The following is a 12,560-nucleotide window of genomic DNA, read 5'->3' as shown; positions in this document are numbered from 1 at the left end:
ATAGCAGATCTTGCTAGGTTTTTACATACCAGTTTAAACAAAACGAACCGAGCCAAGAGCCGGCCTACAACCGCTGCTTGCGTCCACCTGCTCAGGAACAAAAGACACGGAGATCTTGTGCACTCTGTCCCAAGACGAGAGCGCCTTGCCGCCGCCTGCACAACCAAACGACTGCCTAGCCAGTCGTACATCTGTCCAGCCGGGCACTCCCTCTACCTCGCTCGCCCAAACGATCTGCCCCGCTTGATCCGGGCGATAGAAAACCGAAATCTCCCACACGCCCGGAACGTCCGTGAACAGCGTGAGCTGCAGCTGCAAATGGTCTTTATCATCTTGCATCATCGGATCGACCGGCTTATGCGTGACCAAGGCAAACCTCATGCCCGGTTCATCCAAGGCAAGCGCCTTGCCGCCCTCCGGATCATCCACAAATACGTAGCGGAAATCAAGATCAAATGGCTCCGTCCGCTGCTCCGGACAATGCCATCCATCCAGCCCGCGAGTGAAATCAGCCAACTCCAGTGTTAAAGGTAAGCCGGATGTAGCAGCTCCAAGAAAGATAGGAGAGAATCGCAGAGGGAAACTGCTCGTTTTTACGCCATCCGCATAAACGGCATCCACATAGACGAAACCGCTTATTGCAGGATCAATAACCGGTATTTCCACGCTAAAGCTGCTGTCTGGCGAACAGTCGATTTCTTTCACATGCCAGTATCTGCCCGGCGGAAGCACTTCGCTCCAATCATACCAGGACCAGCAAAAGCGGAGCTTCTGAGGGAGCACGGATAGCTTGTCAGCGCCAAATTCGGCGGTCACCAGCAAGGCTCCCTCGTGAACCGAAACCACAGCCGCCGGGGCTTGCGGCCAATGCCCGTCACCCTTGACCAAGGCATCCATCCAGCAATCCAATGTAGCGCCTGCCCAACCATCCAGATGATGGTTCTGATTGGCTGCGAAAAATAACCCGCGCTTCGCCTTCGGAAGGTGCGCAGCTCCTTCGCAGATCGCGTCCATCCAGCCCCAATAGTCATTCGTAGCTGACATGATCAGCATTGGCGACTGTTCCCGCTCGGCTAGCCTCAAACCGCTAAGCAGCCGCTCCCATACGTAGGTATCTTCCAACGTGTGCGGCCTGCGAACATTGCGGTTCAACCGTCCCGGCGACATATGCTTGCCACAGCCATAAATAGGAGCCGCCGCCTGCAAACGGCTATCCCAGGCGTTAAGCAGTCTCGTTACCGTGCCTCCTCGGGAAATACCGAAAGCCCCCATTCGATCCGCGTCCACCTCCGGCAGCTGAGCCAACCACGTGACCATTTTCATCGCATGAATGAGGCGCGTGAACATGACCGATTGCAGCGGGTCAAACTCTTCTTCCATGTCTTTCGTAGGCATGTCAGCCAAATCGGAGTAATGCGCCTGTCCGGAGAGTTCCTCTTTCCAATCGTAACTAAGCGCCACGTACCCTTTGCTCGTCCAATGCCGAACATGCTCCAAATTCGCCGTCTGCGAACCTCCCCCGTGGATGTGCAGCATAGCAGGAAAAGGCGTTTCCCCATAAGGAACGCCTATCCAGAAATACGTTTTCACCCACTCGCCAGGGATGAGCTCGGTCTCCAAATACATAGCCGCATACTCACCATGCCCATCTGACCTCCGCTCCACCGTACGAATACGGTATTCACCCAAGTGCTCGGCAGTTTTTAACAACTCACGAAAACGGATCTCCCCTGATCTCATCATAGACCTGCAAGCTCCGATAAATACGGGATCGAATGCTGTGCGCCCCTCCGGGTAACTGAAATGGAAGACGCATGCTGCGCAATGTTTACCGCTTCATCGAGGGATTTACCCGAAGTAATCATAGCTGCAAGAGTTCCGGAGAACGTATCTCCGGCAGCTGTTGTATCTATCGCCTTCACTTTACGGCCTTCCATGTACACATTCTCAGTGCCGTTGTAGTACACAATGCCCTTTTCGCCAAGTGTAATCAACGGGAAGCGAATGCCTTTGCCGCGTAAAATATCCAGCGCCGCAAAAGCATCCTCCGTTGTTTTCACTTCCACATTCGTGTACAACCGGCACTCGATCTCATTCGGTGTGAAATAATCCACACCATCCAAAATCTCATCATCGAGTGGAACGGCAGGCGCCGGATTTAAGAAAATCGGCACCTTGCCTTTCACAAGTCGAATGGCTTCATAGACGGTTTCCAGTGGAATTTCCAGCTGCAGCATGACCGCTGAAGCTGCGAGCAACTGATCTTTGTAGCTTTCAATATAGTCAGGTTTAACCAGGTTATTGGCGCCGCCGTCAAGAATGATCGCATTATTCCCATCGCAAACCGTAATCGCGGCTACACCTGTTGTCACTTCAGGTTCAATTCCTACATAATCAGTTTTCACACCGAACCCTTTGAGGCTGCCGATCAACGATTGCCCAAAAATATCGTCGCCAACTTTCGCCATAAACCAGGTATCAGCGCCCATTTTTGCGCAAGCAACTGCCTGATTGGCCCCTTTGCCTCCGGCGGATAGCATAAATCCATCGCCCCGCATTGTTTCGCCCATTTCTGGAATACGGCTAGTCTGCATGACCATATCCATATTTGCACTGCCAATTACGATTATTTTCATAACGTTCCCCGATCCACCCACAAATTCAAATTTCCGTAAATCTAATATGTTTAAAATAAGTTCTCGCTGCAGTTCTTGTGCTTACACCAAACATACCGTAATCGAATGTATCGTCAGTGTGCTTCAAAACTTCTTGCCCGTCAATAGCGAAATTAATGGAATTACCTTGCACCGTCACTTTGAAGTCGTAGTCTTTGCCAAGCTGCCACGGGAACTCCACACTCGCTAACTTCGTGAAACCGAAGTTATTGAGATATAGAGAAACTTGATTCGCTCCATCAAATCCTACATGATAACCTCTCATTGCGCCTTGTGCACGTACTGCCACTAAGTGCGAATGTCCGCTTTGAGGGTTCAGCTGGGCAGAGACGGAGTAATCTTTGGCAAAATAGTTACCTGTATACGCTTCGCTCGGCTCCGCCGTCATGAGATACATCGCGCCATTCTCCAAGCTCCAAGCCCCGTTGTTGTGCGCAAATGGCGTGATGCAGCCGAAGTTGCTCAATTGCTTGTTGAAATCGATCGTGTAATCAGCGTTGCCGTAGATCCGGAATTCATCGATGAAAATGCGTCCCAAGCTTTTCGGTTTGCGAGTCGAATAAGCTTCCAACACGATTCCGACCTCATCAATCAGTTCGCCTTCGGAATCCGGGATGACAAATTCAATATGCACCCACTCTTGATCAACGAGCTTCACATAACCTTGTACAAGCTCTTTTTTGCTTTTGGACAGGCGCACATAAGGTGCGATGCCCATTGTTTCGTTGCCGCCCCACTGATCCAAGAAGATTTGCATGGATACTTTTTGACCGGAGGATGCTTTAGGCGCAAACGTCGGTGAATATCTTTCGTCACTGAAATCATCGCGTGTATAAAATGGTTTGTAGAATACTTTTGATTTTTCCCCGCGAACCATACGGTCAAAGACGACTTCCAGAGAACCTGTTCCTTTGAAGGATTTCTCAGTGGAATGCTTCGCCTGACAGAAGAACGGGTCCGAGATACGGATATTATGAGTGGAGCCCGGCAGTTCGAAGTCAAAATAAATATCGTGCTCCGTGAAGCTTTCCACAAGGCCTTCCGGGCAAGGAACATTCGCCAAACGATGTCCGAGAATCGCCAATTCTTTCGCATAGGTCGGAATATCAAGAATGTTCATGAAACCTGAAATCCCTGACATAACGATGGAATCGTTGATTGGTTTGCGGTACTTATCCGCAATACCTTCCAAGCCGCAAGCTACACCAAGCACAGTACCGACGTTACCAGCATTGCAATCCGTGTCCCAACCGCACATTGTTGCAATCTCAACGGTTCTGTTGAAATCACCTTGGCCGTAAATCATGGACAGTACGCAGACGCCTGCATTAGGAATGATGTGGCATACACCGGTATATTTGTCGTAACCCCAGTCTCTTTCCAGCATATCTCGGCATGCTCTGAAATCATTCGGATGCTGCGCGTGGAACGCAAGAACCGCTCTGGACACTTTGGCATAGATCGAGTCAGCTGGAATTTGAGCCAAACCGGCTTCAATAATTTCATTGATATCGCTTGTTTCGAACGCTTTGGAAATAGCTGCGCAGAAGAATCTCGCGCCTAGCACGCCTTCGCCATCATGAGAAACGCGAGCTGCCGCTTCACCGAAGTCAGCCGCTTTTTTCGGATTGCAAGGATTGACGAGACCCCAGGTGTCGATGAAAATTTGACCGCCGATTTGTTCGGCGATAATCAGTCCATTTTGCTCAATCGAACCGGACTGTGGAGCTTCAATGCCTTTTTTCAAATTGATGTAGGCTGTATGCTCTGTACTTACGCCATAACCGCCCCACCAGAACATCCCGACTCCCTCACGGGCATAGTTCAACCAAGCGCGAGCGACATCGTTAGGGGTAATATCGCGGTCTTTCGCATCGTCATACAGCGCGCGCAAGAAGTAGAAAGGACCATTCGCATCGTCGTCCGCCGCAAAGTTTTTAAATTCTTTGACATAGTCGGTAATATCACCATATGTGCTTTGTATTCTTTCATAAGTCCAAATCGTCGGTTCTACCGGAGCGCCCAGTCTTATGCCAATGTTCATACCTAAGTAACCTGAATAAAGTTTTTCCAAATAATTAGAAGGAATCAACGATTACACCACCTTTAAATAATAGAACGAATTTGTTGTTGTCTACGGTTGCTGAGTGCAAGATCCTGCTCAATAATATATGAGGCTGCTTCAATAAATTCATTGCAGTGTTTCTCGATTTCTTGCTTATTAATCTGTTCAATAATCGCAATTTCATCTTGCGGAATAGCCGCAACGCCATGCATAGCTCCGAGAATGGCACCGGCCATTACACCAATAGAATCCGTGTCGCGTCCCGAGCTTACCCCGTCTTTAACAGCCTCCAATAAATCCCCGTCATGTAAAATAATGTAAGCTAATGCCAATGGAAGTTCCTCGATCGAGAATAATCGACTTGGGGTATAGTGGTTAGAAGGAATGCCTACTTTATGAATGCTTCGATTGACATCATCGCCCATTGGCGAGTATTTGGCCATTGCCGCATGCAGCTGCGCAACAACTTCAGCCCGATTATTCTTGATTGGCTTGAGCGAACGAGCGGTGTCACACAGGTCTTTAATCGCTTGCTTCGTACCATCTTTTGCATAGGTTAAGGCTGTTTGAATGATATCTTCTACCGTCACACCGGGTTCAAAAGCTTTCGCAACACAGGCAGCCAATACGCCCGCCGCTTCCAAGCCATAACTGACTTGATGACCGGATGCAAAAAGAATCGCTTCATCATACGCTGCCTTCGGATTGCAGGCATTCACCATGCCGATCGGAGAGATATACATGGCAGCACCGCAGTTAACCATATTGCCATAGCCGCCTTCACGAGGCTCGCAATTGGCAAGCACATGACGGTTGAAGATATGCTTCTCCGGATAAAACAAACGGTCCATCACCATCGCGACTTTCCCCAACTCGGGAATGTATTTGGGACGGAACGAGATTTCTTTGACAAACTCATTAGCCAGATCGTAAGCGTCTAGATGGCGGCGTTCAATGCCGTATACATTCATAAGCGCTAGCGTCATGAGCGTATCATCAGTAACAATGCCCTCGCCTCTCATTCTGCCGAGTCTCTTGTCTTCCGACCAATCCGCTTTCCACCATTTAGTCATCGTCGTTTCAACCCGACCATACTTTTCATAAATTTCATTAAACGTCATTTTCTCAACGACAGCGCCCATTGCATCGCCATACGCCGTACCAAAAACAACGCCTTTCACTCTATCAGCAAAAGTAACCATTTGACTTACTCCCTTCTACAGGGAGTGCAGGGCTGTTACGCCCCACACTTTGCAGTTCATTTATTGGCATCAAAGCCCGATTTACTTAATTGTTTTATTCGCGTAATCCGTTACATCTTTACCGCCTGCAGCGTTCCAGGCTTGAACGAATTTATCGAAATCAGCGCCTGTTTTCTTACCCGTTACGATATCAGCCGCGAATTCTTTGTAAACCGCTGTAGCTGCATCCCATTTCGCTGCTAAATCAGCAGGCATAATGAAAATATTGTCTTTGGTTGAATTGCTCTCGAACATTTTAAGCGATTTCGCTGCCGGTTCCGAGAAGTAAGGTGTCGTCGGATCGAACTCTTTGTCCGGCGTGAAGCTGATCACGGACTCAACAAAGTGCGGGTACCATGCGGCAAACTTGTCTGTCAATTTGATTTTGTTATCCACGATTTGGTACTCGGAGCCTTCAAAACCAAGCTTATCCATCATTTGACCTTTTGGACTAGCCATGTATTCCAATACGGCAAAAGCCATATCTTTGTTTTTGGACGTTTTGGAAATCGCGAAACCACGGCTTTCTTTGCTTGTATCTACCGGCGTGTAGCCTTGTGCCTTGCCTTTTGCCGGCGGCAGAGGAACGACTTTCGCTCCTGCGCCATTTTGTGCCGTAGATTTGGAGTTATACAAGTCGATTACTTTCCCTTGCGTACCCGCCATGATCGCCGCTTGACCATCATAGAATGCTTTTTCCTTCGTATCCCATTTCTTCGTCAGGAACTCAGGATCAAGCAAGCCCTCTTTGTACATCTTCGCGTAGAATTCCAGTTTTTCTTTTTCAAACTGCGTTGTTTTGCCGAATTCGAATTTACCGTCTGTACCCTTGATCCAAGTTGTTGTCAATCCAAAGGCTTGCCCGAACATAGCATCCAACTCATCAAGATTGCCCGCTGTTGTGTAGGCATATTTCGCGCCGCTTTTTTCCTTCAACTCTTTGAAGAACGTGTAGTAGTTATCGATTGTCGGGTTTTCCAAAGCTGCTTTACCGGAAGCTGTTTTGTCCATCAAGTCTTGGCGCACGACAGGAATAGCACTATTAACCGGTGATAACCAGAGCAAGTAAGGGTAGTTCTTCATTCTTTCGATGTTATAAGGATTCATAGAAGCCTTAACATATTTGGATTTATCGATATATGGAGTCAAATCCTCCAAAATTTTCTGTGTCGTTGCGAATTGATAATCTCCGCCTTGGAAATAGATCAGATCAGGGATATTGCCGCTTTGTAAGAGCAAGCCCATTTTCTCGGAATACGTTCCGCTTTGAACCGGCGTAATTTGCAGCTTTACATTTTTACCTTCTGCTTTCATGCCATCTTCGATGCCTTTAATCAACTTCTGAACGTTAGGATCATCTGGTGCAAAATCTTTAGCTAAAATGGAAACCGTCGTAACCGCCTGGCCATTTTGCGTTGCGGATGGTGCAGATGTGTTTGTTGAATTGTTCCCCCCGGAACTGCATGCTGTTGTGACCAGAACGACTGCTGCCATTGCAAAAAGCGCTTTTTTCATGTGGATTGCCTCCCAAGATAATGTTTGAATACTATTCTTTTACGCCGCCTTCCATTACTCCTTTGGTGTAATGCTTCAGAATAATGGGGTACAGCATTAGAATCGGAACCATAGCAATGACAATCGTAGCCGCTTTCAAGGACGAGAAGTCCAATTGTGCGATATGGTTGTTTTTCATCAAATCTGCCGCACCGACCAAGGTCGTCGTATCTCCTTCAACAACGAACTGCCTGAGCAGTACTTGCAGTACGGTGTTGCTTCGGCTTGATAAGAAAATGCTCGATTTGAAAAACTCATTCCATCTAGCCACCGCATAGAACATACCGATGGTCAAAAGCGGAATGCGGGACAGCGGTAAGATAATCCGCATGAACACGGTCATGTGCCCGGCGCCATCGATTTTCGCAGCCTCAACCAGGGAATCCGGTATCTCTTCAATAAACCGCATCATAATGATCAAATAAAAGACGTTAATCGTGCGGTAGAGAACCATGGCCCAAAGATTATCCAGCAAGTGCAGGTCTTTGATGACCATATATTCTTGGACAATCCCCGGTTCAAAAATCATGATAATGATAAGGAAAATCATAATCGGCGTTTTACCGACCAGATTTTTACGCGTTAATACGTAAGCTGTAATGGTGGTGAAGAAAATGCTGAAAGCCGTTCCGACAATCGTAATAAATAAAGAGTTCATTAACGCTTTCCCGACGATTGGATTGCTGAGCACAACCTGGAAATTGATGAACGAGAAACCTTTGGGCAAAATGTCATAGCCGTGCAGCATATGAACTTTGTTAGGGTTCGAGAAAGCTTTGGCGATCAAGTTCATGATCGGTACAAACATCGTCAGCGATATGAGGATGAGTATGGCACCGAGCACTAATTTGGTGAACGAAAATTTTTGGACACTCATGCTAGCTCCTCCTTACCATGCGCCTTTCGAGGTCAGTTTCTTGGAAATGAAATGCGTGGAAAGCACCAGCACGACCCCAATCATACTTTTGAACAAATTAGCCGCTGTTGCGAATGAATATTGACCGTTGACCAAACCAACGCGGTACACATAAGTATCAATAATATCAATCCGGCTATTGACGGAATCATTCGTGAAGTTCAACACTTGATCCAGCCCTGCATTCATAATAAATCCGACATTCAGAATGAAGATGGTCACCATCGGAATATACAGATGAGGCAATACAATTCGCGTAACAATGTGCCAGCGGTTGGCTCCATCCACATGCGCCGCTTCATACAAACTTTGATTTACTCCCATGATGGCTGCAAGGAAAATGATCGAATCCCATCCGATATTCCGCCATGCTTCACTGGCCACAAGCACCCATCTGATTGCAGATTTATCAGTCAGAAAGTCGTGCGGTTGAAACCCGAAAACCTGAATGATCTCGTTGACTACACCGTTTGATTTGGATAAAAAGTCGAACCATACCCCGGCAATAACGACCCAGGACAGAAAGTGCGGCAAATAAGAAATGACTTGAATCGATTTCCGGAACTTTCCGTTAATGAATTCATTAAGGATTAGCGCGAAGATGATCGGAATTGGGAAAATAAGAAACATTTTCATCGCACTGATGATGAGCGTATTTTTTAATACTTGCTCAAAGATCGGAGTGCTGAAGAGCTCTCGAAAATATTTCAATCCAACAAAAACGTTATCTCCAAGAATCTGATAATCATAGAAAGCTAACTTCATGCCGATAATCGGCCAGATGTGAAAAATGATAAAATAAGCGATTCCCGGCAAAAGCATCAAGTAGAGCACTTTGTCGCTCCACATTTGTTTAACTTTGGAATGCGTTCTGATTTGAATCGACTCCTTTCCTATCATACGTCGACTTCCAATTCCATCAGTGGGGCATGCTGTTGAGCTCCGTATACGTCACGATCCAAAAACGTGCCTGAAGAAACTTTCCGCGCGAACGTAATTTTGAAGCCGAGCGCTTGATCGAAAAAGACGATATGCATGATCTTATCTTGCTCAATGTTGTAAAGCTTCGATACCAAATCTTTGTTAATGACGCCTGAACTCTTGATTTTGTAATAAATCTCCGGATCTGTAAAAAGGGCATCCACCGTAATTTCAAACGGTCCGCTGTTTTTGCTTCTCAGTACTTTCGCTGCATCTACTAGCTTCATAATTACACCTCGATATACTCGTTACGGAACATCTCGACCCCATCCGCAACTTGCATCAAATGATAAACAGAGAATTCATACACAGCGCCGAAAGGGATATCACTTGGGGCAAAAGGGAACGCCAGATTACCCGCTGTTGATTTCCTGCCCTCGTAGCCGTAGTGCAAGAAGGTAGATCTGACGGAGCTGCAAATCGTGTTCGCTAGCTCTTGTGTCTTTGCAATAACTTCGAAGACGACGCCTAATTCGTGAGCGGCTGTTTTTTGCGGTTCCAATTCACCCAACACGCCGTTAAGGCCGTAATTAATGAAATTGATTTCATAATCCTCTTGCGGTATCTCACTGTAATACTCCCAAACCTGCTGTTTGACCAAGTCCTCAACTTCTTCAATCCGTTCGATCAAAAGTGGATCGCGGATGCCTGCGACGACGAGCGTACGGTGAGCCACCTTCATTGCCCCTTCGAGCTTGATTTTATATTCAGGGGTTGGCATGATCCGGCTGCCGCGCACTTCAACGCTATCGTCTCCCAATTCCTTAAACTCACAATGTTCAAGATCCAGAACAAGTCCAGGACCATGAAGCAGATAAGGATGATCTTTCTCATAAAACGTGTGCGCAGCTACGGAAACTGCCGTGCATTTACGTTTGTCGTTCAGCGGCTTGACGATAAAAGAATCTTTGGTCAGAATGCCCAGCATGCAATCTTTCGTTGTCCCCGGTTCTGCACAAAGCGCTGAGCATTCAAGAATTTTACCCAAATGATAAGCAAGCGCTGTATCAAAACCATGATGCATGGCTACCGCGGCAAACGGCGAAGGGTCGTAAGCGCGACCACAGATGATAATGTTAGCGCCTTCTTGAAGCGCTGCGATAATGGGTTCATGTCCCATTTGGGCGACAACACCGTTCGTAGCTTCCAATCTTTCCTTCGTAAGCGTCTTCACTGCAAGGCCAAGAGGTTCGCACTCGCCTGCTGCTAATTTGACTTCCACGACCTCTTTCGGAATATCCGCCCAGATTGTCGCAACTTTCAGCCCGGTAATGTTGTTTTCTTCAAGAATTTCCATAATAATCGCCCGTGTCCATTCAACATGGACCTTTGCGCCGCTGCCTCCGGCAGATCCGATAATGACCGGAATCTTGGCCTCAGCGCCCGCTACAATCATTAGTTCCAGATCTTTTTTGCAGGCTTGTTTGCTGACAATCGCCGTACCCGCTCCTAATTTGTGAGGACCGGCATCCGTTGATCCTGCATCCACGACGATCGCATCCGGTTTATGTTCCATCCCTCTTATAAACGATGACTTCGGAAATCCGTAACCTAACATCCCGCAGGGCGCCAAAATTTTGAATTGTTCCATTGCTTTACAACCTCCACTGTCCATCATCCGATTCGATGGTTCATTCTTTTCTTTTTCTTCTCGTTGATTCGCGAGGAATAAGTTTGACATCGAATAGATGCGTTTGATGTTCGCTGTTGTCACCCTCGATTTTCTTAATAAGAAGCCGTGTTGACAGCATCCCCATATCATAAATCGATTGTGCGACCGTCGTAATTTCCGGCTCTACGATGACCGTAAGGTCGATTCCGTCAAAACCGCACAACGCAACTTGATCAGGGACGCGCACGCCCATTCGCTGCAATTTCTTAAGTGCTCCAACCGCCATCGTATCGTTGCCTGCAAAAATGCCATCGATATCCGGATGGCGTTTCATCAGGTTTTCAACCGCTTCCATTCCGCCGTCGACGCGGAAATAACCCGGTTCGACGAGGCTTGGCGAATACCAAGGAAAATGTTTCACAGATTGCTCGTATCCCATGAATCGCTCTCTTCCGGTTACCGTATCCTGCGGGCCGTAGATATGAGCTATTTTCGTGCAGCCCTCATCGAGCAGATGCTGTACGGCTTGCTGCGCCCCTTCCAAATGCTTGGAGCTGACGACCGTGCAAGAAGTCTCTCGCGGCGCTCTATCCAGCATAATGAAAGGAATTTTCTCATTATTCAAAGCATCAACGTCGTCAGAGCGAAGGCTGTAGGAAGCAAACAAAATGCCGTCTACATACCGCTGCTTCAGCACCCTGATGTAGGTCTGCTCCTTATCCGCCTGATTATCCGAATTACATAGGATCACTGTATACCCATACATGCGCGCAACATCTTCAACAGCTCTGGCCAACTCCGCAAAGAATGGGTTCGTGATATCCGGGAATATTAAGGCGATCGTTCCTGTCTTTCTACCTGCAAGCCCTCTAGCCATCGCGTTCGGTTCGTACTGAAGTGTTTTGATCGCTTGCTCTACTCGCAATTTTGTTTCTTCATTGACATATCCGTTTTTGTTCAAGTATCGGGAAATGGTCGCTACGGAAACGCCTGCCAACTTTGCTACATCTCTGATTGTTGCCACTGGTTACGACTCACTCCTACTAAAAAGCAAACCCGTACTCTTAGCAAAGAAATCCTTGCGTAGGGTACCGGTTACATGCTCCCGAAATTTTCCTTTATCTCGATAAATACTATTATTTACACATTGCATATTAATTATTTATGTTGCCTTGATGAACGATGTGTAACCGGTTACCTATTTCATGTTTCTTATTATATGCCTCCTCTTTAAAAGCTGTCAAGTCCAAACTCCGTTTTACCGACAAAAATCGACTTTTTCCTCGGGGTGGTATTTGCACCCTGCATGCCCGAATATCACAGTTGGACGGGGGTACGTTTGCATTGGGTTTATCAACTTACTACAGTGTGCAAGTGCGTGTGTAGGCTCGTGTTTGAGTGAGTGTTTGTGTAAGTGTTTGTGTAAGTGTTTGAGTGAGTGTTTGAGTGAGTGTTTGAGTGAGTGTTTGAGTGAGTGTTTGAGTGAGTGTTTGAGTGAGTGTTTGAGTGAGTGTTT

General features: G+C 47.1%; 10 protein-coding genes. All 10 read right to left on the bottom strand.

The window, feature by feature from the left end:
• Positions 1–33 precede the first annotated feature (33 nt).
• The gene (locus tag AC3WTJ_RS16435) at positions 34–1,743 is read right to left on the bottom strand and encodes a dienelactone hydrolase family protein (protein ID WP_492522661.1); all 1,710 of its coding nucleotides are present in this window, start codon (positions 1,741–1,743) and stop codon (positions 34–36) included.
• The gene (rbsK, locus tag AC3WTJ_RS16430; protein WP_407869338.1) at positions 1,740–2,636 is read right to left on the bottom strand and encodes a ribokinase; all 897 of its coding nucleotides are present in this window, start codon (positions 2,634–2,636) and stop codon (positions 1,740–1,742) included. The genes AC3WTJ_RS16435 and rbsK overlap by 4 nt, the downstream gene beginning before the upstream one ends.
• A 25-nt stretch (positions 2,637–2,661) precedes the next feature.
• Positions 2,662–4,767 carry an ADP-ribosylglycohydrolase family protein gene (locus tag AC3WTJ_RS16425; protein ID WP_492522660.1) on the bottom strand — a complete coding sequence of 702 codons (2,106 nt, stop codon included), beginning with the start codon at positions 4,765–4,767 and terminating at the stop codon, positions 2,662–2,664.
• A gap of 14 nt (positions 4,768–4,781) precedes the next feature.
• A complete protein-coding gene (locus AC3WTJ_RS16420) occupies positions 4,782–5,942 on the bottom strand; it encodes an ADP-ribosylglycohydrolase family protein (RefSeq protein WP_492522659.1) in 1,161 nt (386 codons plus the stop codon).
• 81 nt (positions 5,943–6,023) lie between these two features.
• A complete protein-coding gene (locus AC3WTJ_RS16415; RefSeq protein WP_492522658.1) occupies positions 6,024–7,496 on the bottom strand; it encodes an extracellular solute-binding protein in 1,473 nt (490 codons plus the stop codon).
• Between the two features lie 31 nt (positions 7,497–7,527).
• Positions 7,528–8,412 carry a carbohydrate ABC transporter permease gene (locus AC3WTJ_RS16410; RefSeq protein WP_127458487.1) on the bottom strand — a complete coding sequence of 295 codons (885 nt, stop codon included), beginning with the start codon at positions 8,410–8,412 and terminating at the stop codon, positions 7,528–7,530.
• Positions 8,413–8,424: 12 nt separating this feature from the next.
• Positions 8,425–9,351, bottom strand: a complete 927-nt coding sequence (locus tag AC3WTJ_RS16405) for an ABC transporter permease (RefSeq protein WP_492522657.1) — start codon at positions 9,349–9,351, stop codon at positions 8,425–8,427.
• Positions 9,348–9,659: a DUF4387 domain-containing protein gene (locus AC3WTJ_RS16400; RefSeq protein WP_315953971.1), complete on the bottom strand. Its 312-nt coding sequence runs from the start codon at positions 9,657–9,659 to the stop codon at positions 9,348–9,350. The genes AC3WTJ_RS16405 and AC3WTJ_RS16400 overlap by 4 nt, the downstream gene beginning before the upstream one ends.
• 2 nt (positions 9,660–9,661) lie before the next feature.
• The gene (locus AC3WTJ_RS16395; protein WP_492522656.1) at positions 9,662–11,023 is read right to left on the bottom strand and encodes an acyclic terpene utilization AtuA family protein; all 1,362 of its coding nucleotides are present in this window, start codon (positions 11,021–11,023) and stop codon (positions 9,662–9,664) included.
• A gap of 40 nt (positions 11,024–11,063) precedes the next feature.
• Positions 11,064–12,068 (bottom strand): LacI family DNA-binding transcriptional regulator, encoded by a 1,005-nt coding sequence (locus AC3WTJ_RS16390; protein WP_407869343.1) that lies wholly within the window; start codon positions 12,066–12,068, stop codon positions 11,064–11,066.
• Between the last annotated feature and the right edge of the window lie 492 nt (positions 12,069–12,560).

This window comes from Paenibacillus sp. FW101-FHT12H11 (assembly GCF_058790355.1).
This window is presented reverse-complemented; position numbering and strand designations above follow the sequence as displayed.

Bases quoted from the DNA above. Each gene is read 5' to 3' on its own strand.
- AC3WTJ_RS16415 (WP_492522658.1), bottom strand. From the start codon at position 7,496: ATGAAAAAAGCGCTTTTTGCAATGGCAGCAGTCGTTCTGGTCACAACA.
- AC3WTJ_RS16410 (WP_127458487.1), bottom strand. From the start codon at position 8,412: ATGAGTGTCCAAAAATTTTCGTTCACCAAATTAGTGCTCGGTGCCATA.
- AC3WTJ_RS16435 (WP_492522661.1), bottom strand. From the start codon at position 1,743: ATGATGAGATCAGGGGAGATCCGTTTTCGTGAGTTGTTAAAAACTGCC.
- AC3WTJ_RS16395 (WP_492522656.1), bottom strand. From the start codon at position 11,023: ATGGAACAATTCAAAATTTTGGCGCCCTGCGGGATGTTAGGTTACGGA.
- AC3WTJ_RS16405 (WP_492522657.1), bottom strand. From the start codon at position 9,351: ATGATAGGAAAGGAGTCGATTCAAATCAGAACGCATTCCAAAGTTAAA.
- AC3WTJ_RS16400 (WP_315953971.1), bottom strand. From the start codon at position 9,659: ATGAAGCTAGTAGATGCAGCGAAAGTACTGAGAAGCAAAAACAGCGGA.
- rbsK (WP_407869338.1), bottom strand. From the start codon at position 2,636: ATGAAAATAATCGTAATTGGCAGTGCAAATATGGATATGGTCATGCAG.
- AC3WTJ_RS16420 (WP_492522659.1), bottom strand. From the start codon at position 5,942: ATGGTTACTTTTGCTGATAGAGTGAAAGGCGTTGTTTTTGGTACGGCG.